Annotated in this window: 24 protein-coding genes and 1 riboswitch; of the genes, 15 read left to right on the forward strand and 9 right to left on the reverse strand. The window is 54.8% G+C overall.

The features are described 5' to 3' along the window. Nucleotides 1-174: 174 nt before the first annotated feature. A complete protein-coding gene (locus ACFSOY_RS10390) occupies nt 175-540 on the forward strand; it encodes a hypothetical protein (protein WP_386046334.1) in 366 nt (121 codons plus the stop codon). A 188-nt stretch (nt 541-728) separates the two neighbouring features. On the opposite strand, the gene msrA is transcribed toward ACFSOY_RS10390, so the two are convergent. Both msrA and ACFSOY_RS10400 read right to left on the reverse strand, forming a co-directional pair. Then, nucleotides 729-1,691, reverse strand: coding sequence for a peptide-methionine (S)-S-oxide reductase MsrA (gene msrA, locus ACFSOY_RS10395; protein WP_386046336.1), 963 nt, complete (start codon nt 1,689-1,691; stop codon nt 729-731). Nucleotides 1,692-1,739: 48 nt separating this feature from the next. Next, nucleotides 1,740-2,636 carry a hypothetical protein gene (locus ACFSOY_RS10400; RefSeq protein ID WP_386046338.1) on the reverse strand — a complete coding sequence of 299 codons (897 nt, stop codon included), beginning with the start codon at nt 2,634-2,636 and terminating at the stop codon, nt 1,740-1,742. 287 nt (nt 2,637-2,923) lie between these two features. Between ACFSOY_RS10400 and ACFSOY_RS10405 the strand changes: the two genes are divergently transcribed. From ACFSOY_RS10405 to ACFSOY_RS10415, 3 genes are all read left to right on the forward strand, one after another. Further along, nucleotides 2,924-5,299: an MHYT domain-containing protein gene (locus tag ACFSOY_RS10405; protein ID WP_386046340.1), complete on the forward strand. Its 2,376-nt coding sequence runs from the start codon at nt 2,924-2,926 to the stop codon at nt 5,297-5,299. Between the two features lie 63 nt (nt 5,300-5,362). Further along, a complete protein-coding gene (locus ACFSOY_RS10410) occupies nt 5,363-5,734 on the forward strand; it encodes a response regulator (RefSeq protein ID WP_386046342.1) in 372 nt (123 codons plus the stop codon). A gap of 16 nt (nt 5,735-5,750) precedes the next feature. Then, nucleotides 5,751-6,827, forward strand: a complete 1,077-nt coding sequence (locus ACFSOY_RS10415; RefSeq protein WP_386046344.1) for an HD domain-containing phosphohydrolase — start codon at nt 5,751-5,753, stop codon at nt 6,825-6,827. A gap of 90 nt (nt 6,828-6,917) precedes the next feature. Here the strand turns inward: ACFSOY_RS10415 and ACFSOY_RS10420 are convergent, their stop codons facing one another. Beyond that, complete coding sequence (locus ACFSOY_RS10420; protein ID WP_386046346.1) at nt 6,918-7,688, reverse strand: MerR family transcriptional regulator; 771 nt, start codon at nt 7,686-7,688, stop codon at nt 6,918-6,920. A gap of 145 nt (nt 7,689-7,833) precedes the next feature. After that, a riboswitch (cobalamin riboswitch) is annotated at nt 7,834-8,021 on the forward strand. Nucleotides 8,022-8,165: 144 nt separating this feature from the next. Between ACFSOY_RS10420 and ACFSOY_RS10425 the strand changes: the two genes are divergently transcribed. The 5 genes from ACFSOY_RS10425 (at nt 8,166) to ACFSOY_RS10445 (ending at nt 11,998) form a co-directional block, all read left to right on the forward strand. Continuing rightward, nucleotides 8,166-8,933, forward strand: coding sequence for an energy-coupling factor ABC transporter permease (locus tag ACFSOY_RS10425; protein WP_386046348.1), 768 nt, complete (start codon nt 8,166-8,168; stop codon nt 8,931-8,933). Continuing rightward, entirely contained in the window at nt 8,930-9,211 is a 282-nt protein-coding gene (locus ACFSOY_RS10430) for an energy-coupling factor ABC transporter substrate-binding protein (RefSeq protein WP_386046350.1), read from the forward strand. The genes ACFSOY_RS10425 and ACFSOY_RS10430 overlap by 4 nt, the downstream gene beginning before the upstream one ends. Next, nucleotides 9,211-10,014 carry a cobalt ECF transporter T component CbiQ gene (cbiQ, locus tag ACFSOY_RS10435; protein WP_386046352.1) on the forward strand — a complete coding sequence of 268 codons (804 nt, stop codon included), beginning with the start codon at nt 9,211-9,213 and terminating at the stop codon, nt 10,012-10,014. The genes ACFSOY_RS10430 and cbiQ overlap by 1 nt, the downstream gene beginning before the upstream one ends. Then, on the forward strand, nt 10,011-10,844 hold the full coding sequence (locus tag ACFSOY_RS10440) for an energy-coupling factor ABC transporter ATP-binding protein (protein WP_386046354.1): 834 nt from the start codon (nt 10,011-10,013) through the stop codon (nt 10,842-10,844). The genes cbiQ and ACFSOY_RS10440 overlap by 4 nt, the downstream gene beginning before the upstream one ends. 140 nt (nt 10,845-10,984) lie before the next feature. Then, on the forward strand, nt 10,985-11,998 hold the full coding sequence (locus tag ACFSOY_RS10445; protein WP_386046356.1) for an SDR family oxidoreductase: 1,014 nt from the start codon (nt 10,985-10,987) through the stop codon (nt 11,996-11,998). Nucleotides 11,999-12,022: 24 nt separating this feature from the next. On the opposite strand, the gene ACFSOY_RS10450 is transcribed toward ACFSOY_RS10445, so the two are convergent. Next, nucleotides 12,023-12,922, reverse strand: coding sequence for a LysR family transcriptional regulator (locus ACFSOY_RS10450; RefSeq protein ID WP_386046358.1), 900 nt, complete (start codon nt 12,920-12,922; stop codon nt 12,023-12,025). Nucleotides 12,923-13,110: 188 nt separating this feature from the next. On the opposite strand from ACFSOY_RS10450, the gene ACFSOY_RS10455 reads away from it, so the two are divergent. The 3 genes from ACFSOY_RS10455 (at nt 13,111) to ACFSOY_RS10465 (ending at nt 16,560) form a co-directional block, all read left to right on the forward strand. Further along, nucleotides 13,111-14,400 carry a purine/pyrimidine permease gene (locus ACFSOY_RS10455; protein ID WP_386046360.1) on the forward strand — a complete coding sequence of 430 codons (1,290 nt, stop codon included), beginning with the start codon at nt 13,111-13,113 and terminating at the stop codon, nt 14,398-14,400. A 242-nt stretch (nt 14,401-14,642) separates the two neighbouring features. Beyond that, a complete protein-coding gene (locus ACFSOY_RS10460) occupies nt 14,643-16,259 on the forward strand; it encodes a helix-turn-helix domain-containing protein (RefSeq protein ID WP_386046362.1) in 1,617 nt (538 codons plus the stop codon). A 184-nt stretch (nt 16,260-16,443) separates the two neighbouring features. Further along, nucleotides 16,444-16,560 (forward strand): putative holin-like toxin, encoded by a 117-nt coding sequence (locus ACFSOY_RS10465; RefSeq protein ID WP_386046364.1) that lies wholly within the window; start codon nt 16,444-16,446, stop codon nt 16,558-16,560. A 397-nt stretch (nt 16,561-16,957) separates the two neighbouring features. On the opposite strand, the gene ACFSOY_RS10470 is transcribed toward ACFSOY_RS10465, so the two are convergent. The 3 genes from ACFSOY_RS10470 to ACFSOY_RS10480 all read right to left on the reverse strand — a co-directional run bounded on the left by ACFSOY_RS10470 (nt 16,958) and on the right by ACFSOY_RS10480 (nt 20,477). Then, nucleotides 16,958-17,095 (reverse strand): hypothetical protein, encoded by a 138-nt coding sequence (locus ACFSOY_RS10470; RefSeq protein ID WP_386046366.1) that lies wholly within the window; start codon nt 17,093-17,095, stop codon nt 16,958-16,960. 60 nt (nt 17,096-17,155) lie between these two features. Continuing rightward, nucleotides 17,156-19,504, reverse strand: coding sequence for an RNA polymerase recycling motor HelD (helD, locus tag ACFSOY_RS10475; RefSeq protein ID WP_386046368.1), 2,349 nt, complete (start codon nt 19,502-19,504; stop codon nt 17,156-17,158). A gap of 277 nt (nt 19,505-19,781) precedes the next feature. Continuing rightward, entirely contained in the window at nt 19,782-20,477 is a 696-nt protein-coding gene (locus ACFSOY_RS10480; protein ID WP_386046811.1) for an ankyrin repeat domain-containing protein, read from the reverse strand. A 310-nt stretch (nt 20,478-20,787) separates the two neighbouring features. Between ACFSOY_RS10480 and ACFSOY_RS10485 the strand changes: the two genes are divergently transcribed. Beyond that, nucleotides 20,788-21,252: a helix-turn-helix transcriptional regulator gene (locus ACFSOY_RS10485; protein WP_386046369.1), complete on the forward strand. Its 465-nt coding sequence runs from the start codon at nt 20,788-20,790 to the stop codon at nt 21,250-21,252. A gap of 39 nt (nt 21,253-21,291) precedes the next feature. On the opposite strand, the gene ACFSOY_RS10490 is transcribed toward ACFSOY_RS10485, so the two are convergent. Continuing rightward, nucleotides 21,292-22,266 (reverse strand): hypothetical protein, encoded by a 975-nt coding sequence (locus ACFSOY_RS10490; RefSeq protein ID WP_386046371.1) that lies wholly within the window; start codon nt 22,264-22,266, stop codon nt 21,292-21,294. 355 nt (nt 22,267-22,621) lie between these two features. On the opposite strand from ACFSOY_RS10490, the gene ACFSOY_RS10495 reads away from it, so the two are divergent. Further along, nucleotides 22,622-23,392, forward strand: coding sequence for an alpha/beta hydrolase (locus ACFSOY_RS10495; protein ID WP_386046373.1), 771 nt, complete (start codon nt 22,622-22,624; stop codon nt 23,390-23,392). Nucleotides 23,393-23,887: 495 nt separating this feature from the next. Here the strand turns inward: ACFSOY_RS10495 and ACFSOY_RS10500 are convergent, their stop codons facing one another. Continuing rightward, nucleotides 23,888-25,009, reverse strand: a complete 1,122-nt coding sequence (locus ACFSOY_RS10500; RefSeq protein ID WP_386046375.1) for a DUF2087 domain-containing protein — start codon at nt 25,007-25,009, stop codon at nt 23,888-23,890. Between the two features lie 158 nt (nt 25,010-25,167). On the opposite strand from ACFSOY_RS10500, the gene ACFSOY_RS10505 reads away from it, so the two are divergent. Beyond that, nucleotides 25,168-26,085, forward strand: coding sequence for an ABC transporter ATP-binding protein (locus ACFSOY_RS10505; protein ID WP_386046377.1), 918 nt, complete (start codon nt 25,168-25,170; stop codon nt 26,083-26,085). Nucleotides 26,086-26,100: the final 15 nt, after the last annotated feature.

Raw genomic sequence — 26,100 nt, forward strand, 5'->3', positions numbered from 1 at the left:
CACAGGCGACAAGCCCAGAGTTTACATCTGTACCATGTACGCATGTGAGAAGGACTGGTGCCACTCCTCCATCTTTTCCTCATCAGCATAAAATAACAACTTACATTGACAAACACAAATATATTTCGTATTATTTTAATAAATATTAAACAAAAGAAGAGGGGTTTTGATGCTATGTCCGATACGATGGTAGAGCTTACGATCAAAGTAGTAAACTATAGTGATGCTGATTTGCAATACGATAGCCGTTCATCCGTTCTCGGCGGTGGTGTATGGGTATTGGAACCATGCGACATTCCAGCTGACGATGAGGGGTATGGTTTATGTAAGTTCTATGCGCGACCTGAGCCTGAGGGCAGTCATTTGGCAGGTACACTCACTTACAACTTGCCGGGCGGCTCGTTGAATTTGCTCTTCGACAGACCGAAGTACAGCGCAACGAGTTCTTCGGAGCAATATGTGGTCAACGCCTACGATGAGACGAATTACTCGATTGAGAACGGTAGCTTTACGATTCGATATGAGGTGCGGAATCGGTAAGCAAGCACCTTGTCCTGCTGTTTTCGATAGATATTTGCTGCGATCTATCAGGTAAGGAGAGGGAAACATCCCTCTCCTTTTGTATGCACACCAGCATCTCCCCATGAAAAACCCCTCTTATCAAACAGGAGTGGCTCACTTCCTACCTGTCTACCTTAAGGGGAACACGTCATGATTTTCAGCATGCCTTACCGATCAAACAGATGCAAGTATTCGCCATACCCTTCCTGCTCCAGCTCTTCGCGCGGAACGAAGCGGAGGGCGGCGGAGTTGATGCAGTAGCGCAATCCTTCCGGGCCTGGGCCGTCCTCAAAAACATGACCGAGGTGCGAGTCTGCTTCGCTGCTGCGCACTTCCGTCCGAATCATGCCGTGGCTGGTATCGATCCGCTCTTCAATGCTCGACGCCTCCAGCGGCTTATGAAAGCTCGGCCAGCCGCAACCAGCATCGAACTTGTCGAGCGAGCTGAACAGCGGCTTGCCGGAGACGATGTCCACATAGATTCCCTCTTGCGTGTGATCCCAGAACTCATTGCGAAACGGCGGCTCCGTCCCGTTTTCTTGCGTGACCGCATACTGCATCGGAGTCAGCCGCGCGCGGAGCATCTGCTCATCTTTGCGAGGCGTCCAGTGCTTCTTAATAAATACGTCTCGCCCCGATCCGTGCCGGTACATCTTGTAGCGGATCGGACTTTTCTTGTAGTAGTCCTGATGGTACTCCTCCGCCGGAAAGAAGGCGGTCGCCGGCAGGATTTGCGTGGCGATCGGCTTGTCAAACCGACCGCTGGCCGCCAGCGCCCGCTTCGATTCTTCCGCCGCTCGCTTCTGCTCTTCATCATGGTAGAAGATCGCCGTCTGATAGGACTGACCCCGGTCAAAAAACTGCCCGCCCGCATCGGTCGGATCGATCTGTTGCCAATAGAGTTCAAGCAGCTTCTCATACGGATAGATGTCCGGATCGAACGTGATCTGCACCGCTTCATAATGTCCGGTCGTCTCGGAGCACACCTGCTCATAGGTCGGATTCTCCTGATGCCCTCCCGTATAGCCGGAGACGACTTGGATGATTCCTGGCTGCTCGTCAAAGGGAGCGACCATGCACCAAAAACAGCCGCCCGCAAACGTGGCGAGCTTGTTCCGCTCTTCTTTCATCTTCTTCACCTCTCTATCCAATCTGTCCACTCGATCGCTCGCTCATGCTCAGAGGCGGTCGAAGGCGCGGAGGGTCAGCAGATGATCGACCGTCAGACGCCCGCTCCACTCCACTTTTGCCTGCTCCCACAGCTCTTCATGCAGCCCACCCCACGTCCACGTCGGCTCCCAGCAACCCGACTCGGTCTGCTTGCTCGCCAGGTGTTCTACATTCTTTTGAACGACGTCCGCATATTGCGAATAGAACGGGGACGCAGGCGATGTGACCACCTGAATCGGCTGTAGCCCGTACCCTTCCCACTGCGCGGGATCGACCGTCACGCAGTGCTCCACGATCGCCTTGATCTTGCCGGCCACCTGTTCGCGCAACGATTCTGGCAACTGCTCTTGCAAGCGCAAAAAGCAGAGCAGCTCGTGAAACTCATAGTTCTCCAATCGTTCGAGATACTTGATCGCATGATCGGTCAGGCGGTCGATCATCTCGGCTGGCACCCATTTGCTATATTTCAGCAGATACCCGACGATCTCCGCATTCGGATTGCCCCAATCCTCGCGGTCTGGCTCATAGTTCCACCACGGAGCGCGAGGCGCTTGCTCCACTGCTGGCGGCACGATGTCCCATCCGATTTTTTCCGAGTTGAAGGTGGCGAGCAGGTAGCCGATCGCCTGCTGCACCATCTCGTGATCCTCACCCGCACCGACCCGCGCTAGATATTGGAGTCCGATCGTCGTCACATAGGCGGAAGATGCGGCACAGCGAATGTCCGGCTCAAGCCCTTTGCCAAACCCGCCATCTTCATTCTGATAGGCGCGCAAAGCTTGCAGGACAGCATCTGCTGGCCCCGCTTCAAATTCATACTCAAACAGGGCGAGGTCGACCGCTCGCGCTTGCTCCTTCATGAAGGATCGAGCTGCTTCCAACTGCGAAATCGTTTGTTCGCTCATCCAAAAACCTCCTTTTTTCTCTTCTTATCATACCACAGGGAACCTCCGTTCGCCTTTGCTTCGATCTTTGCCCTCAAGTAAGGAAACTGTTTAGATGATGAGCAGGAAATTAAAGCGCAATGTCAAATTCTTTTCAGCTATTGAGCAAATCGCCTTGTAAAGACTGACGAGCACGAACCTGCGATCATTCAACGAAACCAACTCGATCGCTGTAACAACGCTTTTCTGTCCGATTGCTCTGCGGTCAAATTTTATAAAGGATCGGTTCAAAGAAGGAGAGGAGAAATATGGAGCACGTACACGGTTCTTATGATATGATGCTTGTCGTCTTTTCATATGTCGTCGCGGTTGTAGCTTCTTACACCGTTCTTGATCTGGTAGGCAGGATCAGCACGTCCACCGGAAAAAAACGCTGGCTCTGGCTTTTATTCGGCGCTGTCGCCATGGGGATGGGCATCTGGTCGATGCACTTTGTCGGGATGCTCGCCTTCACGCTTCCCGTGCCGATCGCTTATGATCTGATGGTTATTCTCATGTCCGTGTTGGCTGCGATCATCGCGTCCTTCATCGCTTTATATATCGTCAGCCGCGATCGATTGACGCTGCGCCAACTGCTTGGTGGCGGGATGGTGCTCGCCATCGGCATTTCGGCTATGCATTACATCGGCATGGCCGCCATGCTGGTCAATATCACATACGACCCGCTTTTCTTTGCTCTCTCCATCGTCATCGCGATCGTCGCCTCCATCGCTGCCTTATGGTTGGCATTTTATTTTCGCAAAGATGGAGAGCGCGGCGAGATCGTCAAGAAACTCGGAAGCGGGATGATCATGGGCGCTGCGATCGTCGGCATGCACTATACGGGTATGACGGCCGCCGATTTTCATCTGAGCGACCACTCGATGACAACTTTCGGGATGGTGCTCGATCAAAAATGGCTCGCCTATTTGATCTCAGGAGGCACATTATTTACGCTCGGGTTTTCTCTGCTCGGGATTTTCATCTCCAAGCGATTCTCCCATAAGGACTCGGAGATTCAAAAAAAGACAAAAGAGATCTATCTGATGAACCAAGAACTTCGTCAGTTGAACGATCATTTGGAGGAATTGGTCAGAGAGCGAACCGCACAGCTTGAAAAAGCTCATGATGAAGCGATCAAGGCGAATTTGATCAAAAGCCAGTTTCTCGCCAATATGAGCCACGAGCTGAGGACTCCGCTCAATGCGATCATCGGGTACAGTGAAATGCTGATGGAAGATGCGGAAGAGATCGGTGAGCCGGTCTTCGTCGAGGACCTCGGAAAGATCGGAAAAGCGGGCAAACATCTGCTCTCACTCATCAATGATATTTTGGATATTTCCAAGATCGAAGCTGGAAAAATGGAGATTTACTTCGAGACATGCAGTTTAGAGGGTCTAGTTCAAGATGTGATGACGACTGTCAAGCCGCTTATCGAAGCGAATCGGAACCGCTTAGAAGTCGGCTCCATCAAAGGTGAAATCACAACCGATGTGACAAAGCTGCGTCAGATCTTGATCAACCTGCTCAGCAATGCGAGCAAATTTACCAAGGACGGTAGAGTCGATTTTGACGTATATCACCAAGATAGGGGCAACACGGCCGGCTACTGCTTCCGGATCAAGGATACAGGGATCGGGATGACGCCCGAACAGGTGGAGCGGCTCTTCCAGCCTTTCACACAGGCCGACTCTTCGACGACTCGCAAATATGGTGGCACCGGTCTTGGATTGGCCATCAGCCAGCGCTTTTGCAACATTCTGGGCGGCGACATCGACGTCGAGAGCGAGTTCGGTCATGGCAGCACATTCACTTGCTGGCTGCCCGCAGCTCCCTCCGGGCAGGAGCTGGTCGCTGATCTGCCAGAAGACGATCGCGAGCATGTGCAAGAGGCCAGCCAAGTGAGCATTTTGCTCATCGACGACGAGCCGTTCAACCAGCAGTTGATGCGGCGGTATCTTGCCAAAGAGGGATGGACGATGGCATTTGCCAACAGCGGACAGGAAGGACTGCTGCTCGCCAAGAAGCTTCGCCCGAAGGTGATCTGTCTGGATATCCTTATGCCGAGCATGGATGGGTGGAGCGTCTTGTCTGCGCTTAAAAACGATCCGGAGCTGGAGGACATCCCCGTCGTGATCTGGTCGATGACGAACGACAAGAATCTCGGCTATTCGCTCGGCGCTTCCGAATTTCTGACAAAACCGGTGCACAAGGATCGGCTGATCGAAGTGATGAACAAGTATATCACCGACAGTAACGATCAATCTGTCCTCGTGATCGAAGACGACATGACGACAAGCGAAATGATGACCCGGCTGTTGCAAAAAGCGGGATATACGGTCACTGAGGCCAAGAATGGCCGGCTAGCGCTGGATTGCATAGCGAAGGAAGTCCCGAAACTGATCCTGCTCGACCTGATGCTGCCGGAGATGGACGGCTTTCAATTCGTAGCAGAGCTGCGCAAGCGGGAGTCTTGGAGCGAGATTCCGATCGTGGTCGTGACAGCCAAGTCGATCACGGCGGAAGAACGGATGAGGCTGAACGGTCATGTGAAGAACATCATTCAAAAAGGAACGTTCGATCACCAATCGCTGCTCGCGGAAATTCGCCAGTTTCTGACCGTTGCTATCGATCAAAAGAGCTAGCGCACAGCACTTCCCGACAGGATATGTTGGCATCTTGCGCAAATCAAAAGGAGGTGGATCGAGTTGCAGACGATACTTCTGATCGAAGATAACGAAATGAACCGCGACATGTTATCTCGCCGCCTTGCCCGCAAAGGGTTTCGGGTCATCACGGCGGAAGACGGACAACAAGGCGTTGATCTGACGATGCAAGAGCGGCCTGATCTGATCCTGATGGACATGAGCTTGCCCGTGTTGGATGGCTGGACGGCCACCCGGGTGATCAAACAAGCTCCAGAGACGAAAGATATTCCGATCATCGCCTTAACAGCACACGCGATGGCAAGCGATGAAGAGAAAGCGTACCAAGCGGGGTGCGACGACTTCGATACCAAACCGGTCGTACTCAATCGGTTGCTCGAGAAGATGCAGAACGCATTGGCAAAGAGCAAATAAAGGAATGGAGAAAACGATGTACGAAATCAAACTCGCGAAGATCTTGATCGTGGATGATCAGGAATACAATGTCAGCCTGCTGGAGCGGATTCTCCGCCGTGCAGGATTTGAAAATATATACAGTACGATGGATTCGCAGCAAATCCAAAATCTTCTCGTCGAAGTTGATCCGGATATCGTGTTGCTCGATTTGCACATGCCAGGAATGGATGGGCTACAGGTGCTGAGACTGATTCGCGAACACACGGGAGCGGACAGCTACTTGCCGGTGCTGATGCTCACTGCCGACCTGACTTCTGAGGCGAAGCAGCGAGGTCTGCAGGCGGGAGTAAACGACTTCTTGACGAAACCGTATGACCGAACGGAAGTCATACTCCGCATCAACAATCTGTTGAAGACGAGGCATCTTCATTTACAGCTGCAGCAGCAAAATGACACGTTAGAAGAAAGAGTACAGCTGCGGACGGAAGAGCTGCAACAGGCGCAAATCGAGATTTTGCAGCTCCTCGGACGTGCGGCAGAATATCGTGACGATATGACCGGACAGCATACGCTACGGGTAGGTTGGCTGTCCGGGTTGATCGCGAAAGGCTTGGGCCTCACCGAACAGGAAGTTAGCATGATCCGCATGGCAGCTCCTCTCCACGATATCGGCAAGATCGGCATTCCTGACGAACTCCTGTTGAAGCCTGGAAGATATGATCCTGCAGAGTTTGAACGCATGAAGTCACACACGATGATCGGTGCCAGCATTTTGGAGGGGAGCTGCTTTAAAGTTCTGAAAATGGCTCGAACGATCGCCCAGTCGCATCATGAGAAATGGGACGGCTCCGGCTATCCGGTCGGGCTCAAAGGGGAGGCGATCCCGCTTGAAGCCCGCATCGTAGCTCTTGCCGACTTTTATGATGCTTTGACACATGAGCGACCTTACAAAAAGGCCTGGGAGCCTGTTGAAGCGGTCGCAGAGATCGTGAAGCAAAAGGGGCATCATTTCGATCCGCGAATTGTGGATGCGTTCCTTCTGCTGTTTCAACAAATGGACCTTTCGATCCTGGATGAGCAAGTGCTTACAATCAAGGGAGCGTTCGGGTGATGCGCTCCCCCTTCATCAAAGCAACGGCGAATGCCGAATCGACCCTACAAAAAAAGATCTCGCCCACATGCAGGCGAGATCTGAAACGGCTTACGATTTCTTTTCCAACTGGTCACAATAGAAATGCATCGCTTCTCGCAAGAACGCAGCCAGACCGGGCTGATACTTGTCGATGTTCGCGGTGAATCGCTCATCTGCGACATAGAGGTCGCCGAGCCCGCGAAAGATCTCCAGCGTGCAGTCATAATGATAGTCGATGATTGTCTGGCGCAGGTCGGCGACCGCCTCCTGCACCTGCGGATCGCTCGGCCCGTTGTGCATGGCGGCGATGATCTTCGCATAGTTCGCTTCCTGACGGGCGGTGATCTTCGCCCAGTCCTCTTTCGTGTATGACTCGGTGCGCTTTTCGGCCGCCTCCACCACCTCGTCCCCGTATTTCGCCCGCGCTTCTGCCGAATATTTTTTCTTGTGCTCCTCAAGCGGCGTCATGTCAAACCCTTCAAACAGCTCTTTTTCGCTCATCTCAATGCCCTCCTCGATCGATTCGATCGTTTTCTTCACCGTTGCGATGATGTCTTCCAGCCGCTTTTTCTTTTGCATCAGGATCTCTTGATGGGCGACGAGCGCGCTTTTGCGATCGAAGTCGGGACTGTCCAAGATCTCTCCGATCTCCTGAAGCGAAAAGCCGATCTCGCGGAAGAAGAGAATCTGCTGCAACCGCTCCAACTCCCGATCGGTGTACAGCCGATAGCCAGCCTCGCTGACCGAGCTTGGCGCCAAGAGACCGATCTCATCATAATGATGAAGCGTCCGCACGCTCACGCCGACCAGATCGGCCACCTCTTTTACTCTGTAGGCCACACATCATCACCTCCGATATCTGCATCATACTGCCTCACGTTGCGTGAGGGTCAAGCGAACGAGGAAAATTTGTGCGAAACAGGCGGGTGGAGAAGGATTTCCCCTGCTGTGACGAGAATCTGTAACACGTATTAAAACCACAACCGAATAGCGCGAACAAGCAGGTGCCCTTGCCGGAGCAAGGGGTAACAGGGAATCGGGTGCAAATCCCGAGCGGTCCCGCCACTGTAAATGGGGAGTTCTCACTCAAGAAGTCACTCGATCTCGATCGGGGAAGGCGAGCGAGAATGATGATCCTAAGCCAGGAGACCTACCTCGTTTGTTTACACCCACACGCCTTCGCGGAAAGGAGCGGTGTACAGGGACGAAACGAATCGATCATGCTGTTCTTTCGTCAACTTGTGCAGCATACCTATGACCAATCCAAGGCAATCGGGGTTGGTTTTTTTACGTTCAAAAACGATGAGGAGGTTCAAGATGAAAGCTCGAAAGTCACTGTTTTTGCTGTTGGCCACATTCGGCTTGACCAGCTATTTTGTGGTCAACACCCCGCAGCCGGCGCACGCAATGCACATCATGGAAGGGTTTCTTCCGGCAGGATGGGCGCTGTTCTGGTGGGCTGTCTTTATACCATTTTTCATCCTCGGAGTGCGCTCGCTGATCAAGATCACCAAGGAAGCGCCCGAGCTGAAGCTGATGCTCGGTCTGGCCGGTGCGTTCACCTTCGTCCTGTCTGCGCTCAAGCTGCCCTCTGTCACCGGAAGCAGCTCGCATCCGACCGGGACCGGGCTTGGCACCGTGATGTTCGGCCCGCTGCCGATGAGCGTCTTAGGCTCGGTCGTGCTGCTGTTCCAAGCGGTTCTGCTCGCCCATGGCGGCCTGACCACCCTCGGCGCCAACGCCTTCTCGATGGCTGTTGCCGGACCGTTCGTCGGCTATGCGGTCTACCTGCTGATGATCAAAGCGACCGGCAAGCCGAAGCTTGCGATCTTCGCAGCCGCGATGATGGCCAACCTGTCCACCTATGTGGTCACTTCGCTCCAGTTGGCGCTTGCCTTCCCTTCGGTCGAAGGCGGGATGCTCGCTTCTTTCGCCAAGTTTGGCAGCATCTTTGCAGTCACTCAAATTCCGCTCGCCATCAGCGAGGGCTTGCTCACCGTGCTGGTCTGGAACTGGCTGCAGCGCTATAACTCGGAGGAGCTCACTTCGCTTCGCCGTCGCATGAAAGGGGTTGTGCAATCTTGAAAAAGGTATGGATCAATCTTTCGATGCTCCTCGTCGTCATCCTGTTAGCCCTGTTGCCGCTGCTCTTCATTCAGGCGGAGTTTGGCGGCGCGGACGGTGCGGCGGAGGAGGCGATTCAAGAGATCGCACCTAGCTATGAGCCGTGGTTTGAGCCGCTTGCCGAGCTCCCTTCTGAGACGGAAAGCATGCTGTTCGCCCTGCAGGCGGCGATCGGCGCTGGCATCATCGGGTACGCGATCGGCATCATCAGGGGGAAATCCTCAAAGTCGAAAGCATGATGATCAGAAGGATTGACACGCTCTCATACAACAGCCGCTTCTACTCGCTTTCACCGCTGTGGAAGTGCGGATTTGCTGCCCTGATGTTTCTGCTCTCCTATTTTGCACATCCGATCGTTCAGATCCTCATCGCGCTTTGGATGCTCTACTGGACGATCAAGCGCGCGCAGACTCCGCTGCGCTACTATCTGATCCTGTTTGGGATCTCCAGCCTGTTCCTGATCTCCAGCTTGCCCGCCCTGCTGCTGGAGATCGGCAGGACCGGCTCTCTGCGCGAGGCGGCGATCAGCTATGAGATCGTGACCGGCACCGATTATACGCTGTATGTGACACAAGCGGGTTTGTACCAAGCAGCGACGCTCGCCACGCGGATCGCCGCCTGCGTGACCTGCTTGTTTTTTGTGATTTTCACGACCCCCGTGCCGCAGCTGCTCCAAGTGATGCAGCGGTTGCGCATCCCGAGTTTGGTGATCGAGATCACGCTGATCATGTATCGGTTTGTCTTTCTGCTTGAGGAGACTGCCGCGGAGATGATGGTGGCACAGCGCGCGCGCGGCGGCTATGTCAGCTTTTCGGGAAAGCTGCGCGATGTGGCGATGCTGACCGTGCGGCTGTTCATCAAGACGATGCACAGGTATCGCGGGCTTTCGCATGGGCTGATCGCACGTGGTTTTACAGATGATCTCGGCTTGGCACCCGATCGGGCGCAGCCGCTGCCGAGGCGCTTCCTGCTGGAAGGGCTGCTCGGCGCGATGCTGTTGATCAGTTTGGAGCTGTGGCTTAGATGGAGGGGTATGAGATGAAGCCGATCCTTGAAGTTCAAGACCTGACCTACGCCTATCCGGGCACGAGCCACCTCGCATTACAAGGGATGACCCTGCGCATCCCCGCCGGGAAGAAAACGGCGATCTGCGGCCAGAACGGCTCGGGGAAGTCAACATTTTTCCTGCACGCGATCGGTATTCACCGTCCGAAGTCGGGCGCGCTGCACTGGAAGGGAGCGCCTTACTCCTATCAGCACAAGGAGCTGGCGAAGCTGCGGCAGAACATCGGGCTGGTCTTTCAAGACCCGGAGCAGCAGCTGATCCTGCACACGCCTTATGAGGATGTCTCCTACGGTCTGCGCAACGCCAAGCTGCCCGAGCCGGAGATCAGATCGCGCACCGAGAGCATCCTCGAACAGATGGGTCTCGCGCACCTGGCGCACACGCCGCTGCACCACCTGAGCTTGGGGCAGAAAAAGCGCGTCTCCTTGGCCGGCGTGCTCGCGCTGCAGCCTGAGCTGCTCCTGCTGGACGAGCCGACCGCCTTTCTCGACCGCCGATCGGAGCATCAGCTGGTGGACGAGCTCGAACGGATTCATCAACAAGGGATCACGCTGGTAATGGCCACACACGATCTAAACCTCGCCTATGCGTGGGCCGATTGGATCTTGGTCTTCGATCGGGGAACGTGTGTGATGGAGGGAACTCCGGAGGAAGTGTTTCACGAGGTGGAAAAGATCGAAGCGCTCGGGCTGGAAATGCCGATGCTCCTCGACATCTGGCAGGCGTTGCCCGCAGCTTGGCGCGCCGGACAGCGGCCGCCTCGCGATGTCGCTTCGTTCAAAGCGTGGATCAAAAGCCACTCCTGACGATCAGGAGTGGCTTTCTGCTGTCGTCTCGTCAACCGGCCAGCTTCAAACCGATTCCTTGCTTCGTGATCTGCAGTTTATCAGGTTTAACAATTGACTTTCAACGGAAGATGGTAGAAGATCGTTCTGGAGGCGATGAAATGAATTTACTTGTTACAGGTGCGACCGGCTTTTTGGGCAAGCACCTTGTGCAAAAACTATTGCAAGAAGGTCACAAGCTGATCCTGTTCGTTCGCCAAAAAGCGAAGGCGCAAAAGGTGTTCGGCGAGCTGTTGACCAACTCTGCTTCGATCTCTTTTCTCGAAGGAACCCTGACTGAAGAATCGCTTGAACAGATACCGCAGGTGGATGCGATCATCCACTCCGCCGCCTATCTTTCATTCGACCCCGCCCAGCAGACCGAAACCTATCAAACGAACGTGATCGGAACCAAGGCGTTGCTTGAACGAGCCAAAGCGCTCGGCTCACCGAAGTTCTTTTACATCAGCACCGCCTTCACACTGGGAGAAGAGCTCGACGGGCACGAACAGCTCTATTCGACCGATCGCCGCTTCGTCAACGAATACGAGCGCACCAAATGCATCGCAGAACACTTGGTTTGCGAGTACAGCACCCATTTCCCCACCTCGATCATTCGCCCTTCGATCATCATCGGCGATTCGAAGACGGGGGAGGCGAACACGACGTTTGGGCTCTATGGGCTGTTGCGGGCGGCAGACATTTTCCGGCGCAGGCTCAGCAGATCGCAAGGCTGGGATGCGCAGACTCAGACGCTGCTCTGCGACCCTGCTGTGACAGCGAACCTCGTTCCGGTCGATTATGTCGCCGATGTGGTTGCGACCGCCCTGCAACATGGCCAAGCCAATACGATCTACAACGTGACCAACCCCAACCCACCTCGACAAGGCGACATCTTTGAGCTGATCAAAGAGCGGTTGTCGTTCCCCAACTTACAGATCAGACCTTTCAGCTATGCGGGGCCGCTCACGCCGGAGAGCCAACAGTTCAACTCCCCGCTGTCCGTCTTCAAAAGCTATTGGCATCGTTCGATCCGCTTCGATTCAACGCACACCAAAGAGATGCTTGCGAAAGCGGGCAAGCAGGAGTTGGATCTTGATCTCGCAACGCTGCGCTTCATCATTCAATCGTACTAGGGAAGCCCGCCGGCTTCCCATTTTTCATCCCCGCCTACCGTCGGTGAACGCGCTGTTCGACGAGAGCATGTCGATAAAATGTTGCGCCCCTTTGGAGAGATAGCGATCTTTTAGCCAGATCAGCACAGATGTGGCGGTGAGCGTCGTGTCGACGATCTTGAGCGCCCGCACCGCATGCCCCCTGTGCAGTTGCAAGACGGACGCCGGGACGATCGTCGCGCCCAACCCGGATGATACCAACTGGAGCAACAGCGAGATGTCGGAGCACTCGCAGATCACGTTCGGCTCAACCTGACAGCAGGCAAACTCATCGACGATCATCTGATGAACGCCTAGCCCCTCTGTGCTCGGCAGGATCAGCGGAACCGACCCGATCTCCGGAAAGGAGATCGTCTCCCCCTCCACCTGCTCTTGCGCAGAAATCACAAAACAATACGGCTCAGTCTTCAGATGCAGAACCGAAAAGTCGCTCAACTCCAGCGGATAGCGAACGATCGCCAGCTCGATCGACCGCTCTCTGACCAATTGGCAGAGCTTGTCCGATTCGTTTTGCTGGATCTTAAACGAGATGTTCGGATATTTTCCCCGAAAGGCGGCGAGCAGTTCGGCAAACCGCGCGTCGGACAGCGTGTTGATCCCGAGCGTCAACTTGCCGCGCAGACCCGCTCCTGTCTCCTGCACTTCAAGCTGTGATTCTTCCATGTAGCGGATGATGTGCAACGCATGTTTGTACAGCATCTTCCCCGCTTCTGTCACCTCTAAGAGCTTGCCGCTTCGCTCGATCAGCTGCACGCCCAGCTCCTGCTCCATCAGCTTCAACTGTTGGCTGAGCGGCGGTTGCGCAATATGCAGCCGTTTGGCGGCTGCCGTGATCTTTTTCTCTTCGACGATGGCGATAAAATACCTCAGTTGCCGCAGATCCATTGACATCACGCTCCATGATATGAAAAACGTATGAAAGGTGAATGAAACAGATATTTTTCATCAATCCTACTGCCATGTTAGCATGAGACGATCCCCTCGACCAAACTGGAAGGGCGCACTAGTTCTCGTCCGATGCCAAAGCGGTGAGGGTGTTCGTATCGATCTCTGAAAAGAAAGGTGAAACACACATGGCACAATCGCGCTGGTTTCGCCACTTGAGCACTTTGCAGTGGTTTATTTTTTTGGTCACCAATTCGATCGCGCTGCCCGTCGTCATCGGCAGCCTCTTTCAACTGTCTGTCGAAGAGGTGTCCTCCTTGATGCAGCGAACCTTTTTTGTCGTCGGGATCAGCACGCTCTTGCAGGGGTGGTTGGGTCACCGCTATCCGGTCGCCGACGGCCCTGCCGGCTCCTGGGTCAGCGTGTTTGTCATCTTGGCAGACGTGTCGCTCCACCAGGGGACGAGCGCGCAGGAGACGTTGCAGCTGTTTACAGGGGCGCTGCTCGTCGCAGGCATCCTGTTGCTCTTTTTAGGCTTAACCGGTCTGGTCGAGCGGATCGCCTTTCTGTTCACCCCGCTGGTCACCGGCTCCTTCCTGCTCCTGCTCACCATCCAGCTGAGCGGCGTCTTCTTAAAAGGGATGCTCGGCGTGCAGGGAACTGGTCAGCCGCTCGATCTCACCCAAGCGCTGCTCGCCTGCGGGGTGTTTGCGCTCGTGTTGATCCTTTCGATCAAGGGGAGGGGCTGGGTGAAAAACTACGCCGTGCTGATCGGAATCCTCGTAGGCTGGCTGGTGTTCGCTCTGCTCGGGAAGAGCTCAACCTCACTCACAGGCTCCACCGCTCTCTTTCAATTGCCGGAGATGTTCGCCTGGGGTCTGCCCAAGCTGAACGCAGGCATCGTCTTCACCGCCATGCTGTTCACGCTCACCCTCGTCTCCAACACGATCGCTGCCGTTTCGGCGGTCGGTCAGGTCGTGCCGCGCAATGAGCAGCTCCATCAGCGATCGGTGCGACGCGGCAGCTGGGCGGGCGGGTTTTCCCATCTGTTCGCCTCCTCCTTTTCCACGATCGGGGTGGTACCGCTTCCGGTCAGCGCTGGCTTCATCCGCCTGACAGGGCAGACGCAGACCCGGCCTTTTCTGATCGCCTGCCTGCTGCTGTCTGGCGTTGCCTTCCTGCCGTGGATCGTCAATTTTCTCGCGCTGTTGCCCGGCACGGTCGCAAGCGCCGTCCTGCTGGCCAATTTTGTCCAACTGGTCGGCATCTCGTTCCAATCGCTCCTCCGCGACCCGCTGGATCAGCGGAGGTTGAGCATCCTCGGCATCACGCTGCTGATCGGCGCTGGGCTGATGGCCGTACCTCCCGCCGCCTTTCAACAGCTGCCTTCGCTCGTTCAATATGTGGTCACCAACGGCCTCTTGGTCGGAACGCTGATCGTGATCTTGCTGGAACAGCTGTGGAAGGAAAAGCGCTGATCGCTGCGGGGAAGCGCTGTTCAAGTTGTGTCTGTTTTTCAACCCTCTGACCGCTGACACCCTTTATAGAAAGACAGCTGGCGTTTTCCTGCCTGCTGTCTTTTTGTGTTGGTCTTGTTGTAGCCACCCACCAACCCGACCGAAAAAGAGACTTCCCATTGACATTGAGAATCATTTTCATTGAAAATAGAAGTAACACATTCTGGCACAACGGATGACTCACCTTGAAAGGACGCGGTCGGATGAAAACTACGCAACACTTTTTGCGACAAGCTTGGTTTGAGGTCGATGCCTTTCAGATCGAACAGGTTGCTGAGGGCTGTTCGATCACTTGGTACCCCTCAACTCTGGATCGGCTTTGCTTTGTCGCCCAAGGAAATGGCTCGCTGCAACAGGATTGCGACCCGCTGCCGCTGTGCGAAGGCGATCTGGTCATCCTTCCCTCGCATGCGGAGGCGCGGTGGGACGGTCTGATGCCAGCAGGGATGGTGCTCTATCGCTTCGATTTTTCTTGTGTGGAGATCCACCGCGCCCTGAGCGGCGAATGGACGGCAACCCCCTGCCGCTTTCCGCTGGAGGGGCACGTCCGCCCTGTTGCCCGCACCGTCGTGCGCCATCTGATCGACAAGATTCAAGAGCAGGTGCAGGCTGGCATCGGCGTCTGTCAGGCGGGACGTGAAGCGTATTGGCACGAACTGCTGTCGATGATGCTCCAACATGCGGCGGAAGTTCCGAGACCGGAAAGCTATCGTCCGAAACCGGAGCTGTCGATCCTTGAGACTGCCTCCTACATGGCCGAGCATCTGGAAGAGGAGTTTCAGGTCAATCGGATGGCGGTCGATTCGGGGCTGGGCGTCACTCAATTTTACAAACTGTTCAAAGAATACCTCGGCGTGACTCCCCTGCAGTGGTTGACATACCACCGCATCAGGCGCTCGCGGGAGCTGATGGCTTCGAGCGAGCTGAAGATCGCCGAGATCGCCCACGCGGTCGGCTATGCGGATGAATATTACTTCAGCCGCCTGTTTAAAAAGCACAACGGCTTGGCCCCGAGCGAATTTCTGGCCGGTGCCCGCCGAAAGATCGCGGTGCTGGCAAAGGGAATGGAGGAATCGCTCCTCGCGCTGGGCATCACCCCCTGTCTGACCATCCCCGATGTGCCGAGCGGCTCAGATGGCCCGTTCAAAGGTCGCTTCGCCGCCGATCTGATCAAACGGCTGCATCTGGTCAAGCCGGATCTCATCCTCGCTCCGCCAGAAGCCCGTCCGATTCTCGATCGGATGAGCGCGATCGCACCTGTCAGACTGATCGAAGACAGGGGCGCCACTTGGCGGGAACTGCTCGTCCGCGCCGCCGAGAGCATCGACCTGCGCGTGCTCGCTCTCGCCTGGCTCGACACCTATGATGCGCGGGCCCTGCATGTCGGTCGACAAGTCCAGAAAGCGCTGCAAGCCGACTCGGTGCTCCTCGTACATGCGTTGCCGGACGAGCGATTTCGCGTGTATGGGGCACGGTCGAGCGGGATCAGCCGCTCGTTGTATGAGGAGTTGAACGTGCGGCTCCCCGATCGCGTGCGGAACATCTCCCAGGTCGAGACGGTACATTGGCAAGATCTTGATGATTTCGATGCGGATCGAATCGTTCTGTTGGCAGACTCGATCCCCGAGGTGGCAGATGTCGTCTCCCTTCATCAGAAAAACGGCATGCAAGGATTGCGCGCGCAGTTGAGCGATAAGCTCTATGTCACCGCCCCTTCTCCGTGGATTCATCCTTCGGCATGGGGTCATGAGCAATTGCTAGAAGCGGTGATGCAGCTCTGGGTATATCCGTCTGGAAATGAAAAACGCCCCGCGCAGTAGAAACCAAGCACAGGACGTTTAGCAAGACAATTGTCCCGCTGTCATTTCACTTTAATTTTATTCTATCGAACACACTTTTAAGTCATATCACTTTCAATCACCTTATGATAGACTACAAAAGCACAACTGAATAGGCTCCTCAAGGGTGGTCGGCTCATCCCCGGTGAAAGGGGGTGAGATCGGTATGACTGTGTTTCAGACGCTCACTGTGATGATTGCTTTCGGCTCGTTGGTAGCTGCGATCATCTTCGGTCTGCTCACTTTGATGATCAGCATACTCAACCTACAAAAAAAGAAATAGACCTCTCTTGAGCTTAAAGGGCCATTGAGGTCTACTTCTATGTTTCAACATGAGCCGACACCCTTTTGGGGTATCTGTTGTGCAAACGACCGTAGGTGTTCCAGCACCTATGGTCATTTTTTTGACCTCCCTTGAGCTTACCAGGCCATTGAGGTCTACTTCTCTGTATTAACAAGAGCCGACACCCTTTTGGGGTATCTGCCGTGCAAACGACCGTAGGTGTTCCAAGCACCTATGGTCTTTTTTAGACCTCCCTTGAGCTTAGCGGCCATTGAGGTCTACTTCTATGTTTCAACATGAGCTGACACCCTTTTGGGGTATCTGTTGTGCAAACGACCGTAGGTGTTCTCAGCACCTATGGTCATTTTTTATGGTACGCATTTCTTATGCTTTTATTCTAGCACATCGCCAACCACAGCTTCAACTCACACGCCACCCGCTTCGCCAACAGCTCGCCAAAAACACTCCCCTGCACATTGGCTCTGAACCAACTCACCACCAAGCGCGAACTCACAGTTGAAGTATGTTTCTCCAAGCCACTATCCCCCTGACGAGGGGGACGAGAGGTGGTGATTTCCTCCCAAGCCCCCACTTCCTACCTGTTGACCCGATACGTATCTTCGCCCGCTTCAAGGAGAAAAGGGTTCAGCTCGCCGCTTGCGAAGAGGTGCAGCTCATGCATCGCCCGCGTGCAGGCGGTATAGAACAGCTTTCGTTCCGATTCCTCCCGATAAGCGGATGCGTCATAGAGGATGACCGCATCAAACTCTACCCCTTTTGCCAGATAAGATGGGATCACCAACACGCCCGCCTCATAAGCGGTCGTGCGCAGATCGATCAGCCGAAGATCGACTGCGCTTTGCAAAGCTTCATAGGCATGCTTGCTCTCGCTCGCCGTTCTGCAGATGATCGCGATCGTGTTGTACCTTGCCGATTGCAACGTGCGAATCTGCTCGATGATCTTGTCGTGCAGTTCACGCTCGTCTTCCACTCTGGTGAGCGTCGGCTTCTCCCCCGGCCGGTTAAACGGTTCGATCGACTCTCCGCCCGCGATAAAACTGCGGGTAAACTCGACGATCTGTCGGGTCGATCGATAGCTCTTCGTCAGCAGGATCGTCTCCACATCCTCCTCCTGATAGAGGTCGATCAGCGGTTGGAAGACAAACTGGTGGTCTGCGCTGTGCGCGTAGATCGCCTGGTTGAAATCCCCGAGCACCGTCATCTTGCCATGCGGAAAAAGCTTGCGCAGGAAGGCGAATTGAAACGCCGAATAGTCTTGCGCCTCATCGATAAACACGTTGCGAACAGCAGTGTTCGTGCGAAATCCTTCGATCTTCTCTTGCAGATAAAGATAGGGCGTCGCATCTTCCAGCGCCAGTTCCTTTCGCTCAAGCCGCGCCACCGTCTGCTCGCCGATCTCTGCCCAGCAGTCGGGAAGCCTGTCGTTCAGATCAAGTTGAGCGACCAGCTGCGGGTCTGCAAAAAGTCGCCGATAGACGGCAGGAATGTCGAGAAAACGCAGCCGTCTGATCTGAGCGCGCAGAGGTTTGAACAGCTTTTGGACGACCCGCTCGGCCAAGAGTTGACGCTCGCGATCAAAATCATCAAAACTGTTTTCTGTAAATCGCTTTTTGCGCTGCAGCGAACGGAAAGCTTCCAAATACTCCTCGTTGTCCAGCAGCTCGACCTCTTCCTCGACCCACGGTTGCTCAAGCTCGTGCAACGCCCGCTGTTTCAACTGCTGAAGCAGCGCTTCGACCAGCAGCTCCAGACGGTTGGGGATCGGCAACGACCGCTCAAGCTGGTAGAACTGGTCGTAGATCAGCTCTTTCGACAGAATGATCTCCCCGCGAAATTTCAGATTGCGAAACTGCAGCCCCTCTTGCCCGAGGTACTGCACATACCGCTCGATCAACTCGACATAGGCAGGGCTCGACTTGTAGCGGATGCTTTCGAGGCGCGCCGCATACCCCGACTCCTCACCTGCGGTCAGCGTGTATTCGAGCTGTGCGAACGGCTCCTCCAACTCAAATGTGCGACCCAATCTGTATTCCAGATAGTCTTGAAAAGTGGTCTGCTGCATGTTTTCCTCGCCCAGCTCCGGCAGGACGGAAGAGACGTAGCTGTTGAACATCCGATTGGGCGAAAACAGCACCATCTGCTCTGCGCGAAGCGTTTCCCGAAACCGATAGAGCAGATAGGCCACCCGCTGCATCGCGGCAGACGTTTTGCCGCTGCCCGCTGCGCCCTGCACGACGAGCAACCGGCTTCGCGTGTTGCGGATGATCCGGTTCTGCTCCTGCTGAATCGTGGCGACGATGCTTTTCATCTGCAGATTGGCCTGCTGGCCCAACACCTCTTGCAGCAGTTCATCTCCGATCGTCAGGCCCGTGTCAAACAGGCTTTTGATCATGCCGTCGCGGATGACGAACTGCCGCTTCTGCACCATCTCCCCCTCGATCGTTCCCCCCGGCGTTTCATACTCGACCGGGCCGGGAGCATAGTCGTAATACAGGCTCGACACAGGAGCCCGCCAATCATAGATCAGATATTCTGTCTCGCTCTGATCAAGAAATGAGCCGATTCCGATATAGATGCGCTCCGCTTCTCGCTCCCCCTGCTCACGAAAATCGATGCAGCCAAAATAGGGCGATTGCTGAAGTCGTCTCAGTTTTTTCAGTTGTCCGGTCGTCTGGCGATGTCTGCGCTCTCGCTCAGACAGCACCTCCGCCTGTTGTCGCAAAGTCGCATGCGTCTCGATGATGTCATCCGGCTCATCCAGATTGACTGTCACATCGTCCCAAAAGTTTTTGCGAAACTCGACGATCTCCGCCCTGGTCTCGCCCTCTTCCTGCTCAAGGACGGAGATGCGCTTGTCGATCTCCGCGAGCACGCGAGTCACCCTGTCCTGTTCCCGTCTCCAGTCTTGATCAGTCACGCTCATAAAATCGCTCCTTTACCGATAAGGGTTTGACAAACGAGCTTTTGCTGTGGTACCATTATTGTAGGATATTTGTGCGGATTATATCACTTTCCACAATGAGCACTCCTCATTGTACCATTTTGCTTTTGGCGAATCAAGCGAGGTGAGCGCAGTCAGAGTTGTCTGGCGCGCTCACCTCTTTTTCATTTGTTCTTCTCGCAGTAAAAAAAACGATCGCCACAGCGAGATTCGCTCGACGATCGTCTTTCTATATTAGCATTCATATGGCAACCCCGTTTTATGCTCCCGCCGCATGCAAGATCTGCTCGATCGCCTGAAATCTTTTGCTGCGGGCATGCTGCAAAGGCGTGACCCCATCCTTATCGGCGATCTGCACATCCGCTCCATGCGCGATCAACAGCTGCACGATCTGCTGGTGATCTGCTCCTCCGCTGCCGAGCAAGACAGCTTCCAACAAAGCGGTCCAGCCCAAGTTGTTCACATGGTTCACATCGACATCTGTGCGCGCGAGCAGTTCGCGAACGACCTCGACATGTCCGCGCTCCGAGGCGGGAATCAGCGCCGTGCCGCCATAGCGATTGGTCAGCTTCGTATCCGCACCCGCTTCGATCAGCAGTTTGAGAATCTCCAACTGCCCCTCCGCCCCGGCGTACAAAAACGGATTGTCCTTTCTGTCGTCCTGCAGGTTGATGTTCGCCCCCGCATCGATCAGCGCTTTTACCGTCTCCACTCGATTCCCATGCGTAGCCGCCATGATCGGAGTCCGACCGCGCGAATCTTTCGCATCGAGGTCTGCTCCCTTTCCGATCAGCTCAAGAACGGTTTTCGTGTCCCCCTGCTCTGCCGCCTGGATCAATTGATCGCTCATGCTGTTCACATCCTTTTCATCCGTCTGCAAATGGCTCGTTCCTTCCTGCCGATCAGGTGCAACCTGACAGCCGACAAGCGCGATGCTGAGCAAAACGATTGCGATTCTGAGCAAGATGCCCCCTCCCTCGCCATGTCCTCTACTTGCACACAGAATAGCATCACAGCTCCTGCATGAAAAATATGAAAATCATAGCTTTTCCATATCTTTTCTATATGAGCCCCGTTCATCTCCTAATGAGCCTCCCTCATCTCTCCAATCAAAAAAGCGCCTCCTCACCGCCAGCCAGATCCAAAAGGTGAGAAAGCGCGACGCCAGTGTTTCAATCTGGTGCGGACAACGCGCACCTCGCACGCATATTGCATAATCCCCCTTTTCGTGTAAAGATACACGTAATGAAAGGCGGGAGACGACGATGGAACAGGCGATGTTGGACGAGATGGTGTCGGAGCGGGCCCGGCTGATTCGGTCGGAGGCAGACTTGACACAGGAGCGGTTTGCCGCGATCATCGGGATTTCCAAGAAGACGTTGGTCGAGGTGGAAAAGGGGCGCAAGACGTTCGGCTTCACGACAGCCGTTGCGGTGTGCGTGCTGTTTCGGGATGGGGAGATCATCCGCAACCTGTTTGGCGATGCGGTGTTGGAAGTGATCGACTTGAGCGCCAAGCGGAGTGCGCCGCGACCGAAGTTGCGCACGCTCGGCGGGCTGGTCTTTTGGAAGGTGATCGAGGAGACGGGCCACTTTCGCGTCCAGCACAACCGGGTGACCGGCCATTACCGGATCATCGACAGCAACAACTATCGTCATTTTTATTCGTACGAGTTGGACGAGATTCACAAGCGGTTAGAAGAGCTAGTCGCAGAGTCGACGGCCGAGTAGACAGGCGGTGCCCAAGCGGCACCGCCTGTTTTGCTTCGTCTATACGCCGAGCGCATCGCGCAGTTCCGGGTTGTATTTGCTGCGCCACGACCACAGCTCGACCCAGAAATGAAAGATCGTCAGGCCGAGCAAGCCGTAGATCAGCGGCGAGTGAAACTGCTCGTTAAAGCGAACGAGCACGACGGCGATCATCGTGTAGCCGAAGGTGAACATCAGAAAGCGGAGGAAAAAGCGACGGTTGCGCGCGCCCGCCCACTTCAGGATGCGCCTGTTTTTTCCGTCATGGTAATGGCCAGCAAGCCCGATATATTGCAGCGAGTGCGGGATGGAGATCAGCGCATACATCAGCAGAAAGTTGTGCGTCAGCCAATAGATGCTGGCCAGCGACACGATCGAGAACAGCGCGGTCAGGAAAAATGGGAGAGTCAGCTGCCCGCGGGCGTATCGCCATCCGCAGTAGACGAGCCAGCCGCCGAGCAAGATCCACCAGAGGATCGTGCCGATCTCCGCAAGCGCTGGCGGCAGGTGAAAGCGATAGAGGGTGATCGTGTAAAAACCGAACGCCTCCGGACGCGCAAACTGCACCAACAGCGGCAGAAAGAGCAGCAGGTGTACCAACCACCTGTCGATGCGATCTTCCTGCGGTCTGCGCTTGCCCGTTTTTGACTTGTACAGCATCGCGATTCCCCAATGCTGACGCGCAAAATGCCAGAGACCCCAGTACACGTAGACTGACATGAACAGCGAAAGATCCCACATCGAAAGCAACACCGAGCCGAGCATGATCAACCATCCCATGTGTACGTAGCGCATGCGGTCAAAGCGATAAAATGTCGCATCGCGGTACAGCAGCGTCCAGTTGGTCGCGATATGCACGCCAGACAGGAGCAGCGAGAACAGACCGAGCGCCGCGATCACCGTCTGGTTGGCCCGATCGAGCGGCAAGAGCAATAACACAACAAGCGGAGGGAGAATCAGCCAGCTAAGATCAAAGCGAGCCGAACGAAGCCACATCGAACAGACCTCCTCACCAGAGATAAGATTCATTTTCACATTATGTGTATTTTTACACTATATGTGCAACATATCAAGTTTTGACCCTGCTTTTGAGCACAAAAACCCGCATCGCGATCGATGCGGGTTTTTCATATTCGAGTGGGTCTTCACTCTTGTTCAAGTGGCTGCTCACTCCTGCCAACCTATTCAATTCGATAAACAGGAGGTCGGAAATGGTTTCAAAGCGCGACCGCATTCTTCGCTCACACCAGCTGCCGCTTGCGATATTCGCTGCTGCACCCGCCTTCGCTTTTGCTTGACAGGAGGATACCTGGCGTGGAGAATGGTTGTACTTTGACGAAGGGGTGAGCAGATGGAACGAGTGACGTTTACAAATTCCCGCAATTTGAAGCTGGTGGGCAATTTTCACCCATCGTCCTCACGATCGGTCATCATCATGTGCCACGGCTTCACTTCAGACAAATCATCCAGAGGAAGGTTTGATCGATTTTCAAGTGCGTTTCAAGCGATCGGCTACAGCGTGTTGGCGTTCGACTTTAGCGGCTGTGGGGAGAGCGACGATGATGCGCTGACCCTCGCGAAGATGGTGGACGATCTGCATGCGGCGATCTCGTTTGTGCAAGCGAAGGGATTCTCTCAGATCGCGCTTTATGGGCACAGCTTAGGATGCAGAGTTTGTCTGAGCGCCTACTCGCCGACAATTTCGACGATGGTGCTCTCCGGCGCAGGGACAGGGCCTGTGAACTACGATTGGAATGAGCACTTCACAGCGGAGCAGATGAATGAGCTCGCCGAGAGCGGACGCATCACCGAACACCTGCAGTCAGGGCCGCGGCAGACGCTGATCATCGACAGGCAGATGCTGCTCGACTTTGCCGACTTCGATCAGGAGAAACTGCTGTCGAGCGTAAAATGCCCAGTGTTGATCATTCATGGAGACAGCTGCTGGGAAGAGAAACTGCTATCCTCCATCACTGAGCAGGGGATGAGATGGTTGCCGAGCACCTCAAAGCTTGCGATCGTGGAGGGGGCGGAACACAACTTCATGCGCCACTTGCAGATCGTCGAACAGCTTGCGTGCGATTGGTATCGCGAACACTTTCCTTTGCAAGAGAACGTCTAACCTGCGACCGACTGGTATCACGAGCACTTCGCCTGACTGGATTACAGCTAGCCTGCTTCGGCTGGTATCGCGAGCATTTCTCCTCGTTGAATCACGTATAGCCTGCTTCCTACTAGCATCGCGAGCACTTCTCCTCGTTGAATCACGTCTAGCCTGCATCCGACTTGCATCGCGAGCATTTCTCCTCGTTGAATCACGCCAAGCCTGCTTCCGGCTGGTATCGCGAGCACTTCGCGTCACTGGGTCACGCCTAGCCTGTTTCCTACTAGCATCGCGAGCATTTCTCCTCGTTGAATCACGTATAGCCTGTGTTGCCTGCGAACCTGCCTACCGATTCACCAAGATCGGGACTCCCGACCTCCTGAGCAGATATGTGCATCTCGAAACAAAAAGACCTCCTGTGCGCGCAACTCGCTCAGGAGGTCTTTCGTTTGCATCTGGGTGGTTCGGGGAGTCTCATGACAGACCGATGCGTACCAGCTGCTGTCCTCAGTGTCACTTTGACTCCTTTTTGATGTTGTACCCGCGCTCCTCGTATGGCTGAAGCTTATCGAGCCACTTTTGTTCCAACTTCTCAAGCGCATCCTTCGCATCAAAATAGGGGTCCTCTTTCTGCTCCAGCACTTCTAAGACTTCGATCACAAACGCGCCTTCCCCGTACTCGTTCCACTCCTCTTGCAACTCCTTGGACATAAACGTCCCCCTGTTCGACACGCTCGTTCCCATGTTCAAGGAGAACCGCTTTCCATTTAGCGTCTTCAGGTTCATCGTGCTGCCGAGAAAGACCTTCTGGTTTTTCGTATTCTTGATCTGGTAGACGCCAGCTTCCGTTTTCGATTCTTTGTAAAGCTGTTTTAGCTCTTCTCTGCGACTTTGATTCATCCCATTCTCCTCCTCTGTCGTCGGTTCGGACTCCAACCAATACTGACTGCCATCCGGCTTGCGCTGCAACAGCCCATATTCGACCAGATACCGCCTGATCATCACATGATCATCATAGACAGGTTCCAATATCTGATTGACCTCTTTTTCGCTATAGAAATGGTCCGGCTGAAACCGTTTGGCGATCTCCTGCAGCACGACCAGCCGCTGTTTTTCCTTCAGCGCAAACGTTTTTAACGGCCCCGAAGTGCCATCGGGAAAGTATTTCTGCAAGATCTTTTCACTTTCGCTCGCCGAGGGCGGCTGGCGCTCCTGCTGGCCCACTTCTTTGAGCAGTTCCATCATCGCCAAAAACACTCTCGCCTGCCGCTCTTTCTCCTTCAAAGCAAAGCGGTGATTGCGAATCGTCGAGGCGCTGCCGATCCCCATTTCCGCCTGTACCTCGCGATCGCTCTTCCCCTGGTAAAAAAGGTGCAGCAGGCCGTTTTGATGATCGGACAGCCCGGTGAACTTCTTATCCAAGCGGATCAGATGTTCAAACACCGATCGGTGAGCTCGCTCCACGTGGAGCCTGATATAGCGACCCGCCTCATAGAAGACACCCGCTTCCGGATAGACGATTCCCTTTTCGATCTTCTCGCCACAGAGCAGGCAGACATAATGATCCTGCTCCTCCACATACCCGCGCTTGATCTCTTCCAACGATGCGCTCCAAAAACGGTCTGTGACTTGCACGGAACGGACACCTCTTTTTATCATCTAATTTATTATAGACATTTTCTTATTTTGTTTGTTGTTTGTCAAGATTCGTATCTTTCATCTCGAACATTTTCTTGCAACCGATCGCTGATCGACACGTATAAAGAGGAAGGAAACGGAAAGGGGAAGAGAAAATGTCAGTCATAGAAGTTCAAGGTCTTACCAAGACATATGCCAACAAGCAAGCGTTGCAAGACGTCACGTTCTCTGTCGCTGGCGGCACTTGCTTCGGCCTGCTTGGCCCGAACGGCGCGGGCAAATCGACGACGATGAAAATCCTGACCGGCATCATCGACGGCGATGGCGGCACCGCCAAAGTGCTCGGGCTCGACGCCAAGCGCGAGCGCGGCCAGATTCAGCGCAAAGTCGGCTATGTCCCGCAGGAGATCACCTTATACGACAAGTTGAGCGCCTACGACAACCTCTTGTTTTTCGGCGAGCTTTACGACGTGAAAGGCAAAGAGTTAAAAGCGCGCATCGCGACCGTCTTGGAGCAAGTCGGGTTGACCGACCGCGCAAAAGATGCGGTGCAGACATTTTCTGGCGGCATGAAGCGCAGGATCAACATCGCCGCCGCCCTGCTGCATCAGCCACAGGTGCTGATTCTCGATGAGCCGACCGTCGGCATCGACCCGCAGTCGCGGAACCATATTTTCAACATGATCCGCCAGCTGAAGGAGCAGGGTGTGACTGTGATCTACTCCACTCACTACATGGAGGAAGTCGAGGCGCTGTGCGATGATCTGGCGATCATCGACAACGGGCGTGTGGTCGTGCAGGGGAGCTTGCAGGAGTTGCTCGACAAGTACGTCCAGCAGGCGATCTTCGTGCAAGCGGAAGAATGGGCGGAGCTTCCGGCTTTCACCCATGTAAAAGCGGTTCACCAGGAGCAGCGCGGCCACATCGTGGAGACTGACAATCTGCTGGAGACGATGCAGAGCATCACCCAGACCGCCCTGCAGCAAGGTGTCAACATCCGCGAGCTGGAGATCGTGCGCCCTTCGCTAGAAACTGTATTTTTGACGCTGACCGGCACATCGCTGCGCGACTAGGAGGTGGAGACTTGA

This window comes from Tumebacillus lipolyticus (assembly GCF_042682745.1).
Lineage (GTDB): Bacteria > Bacillota > Bacilli > Tumebacillales > Tumebacillaceae > Tumebacillus_A > Tumebacillus_A lipolyticus.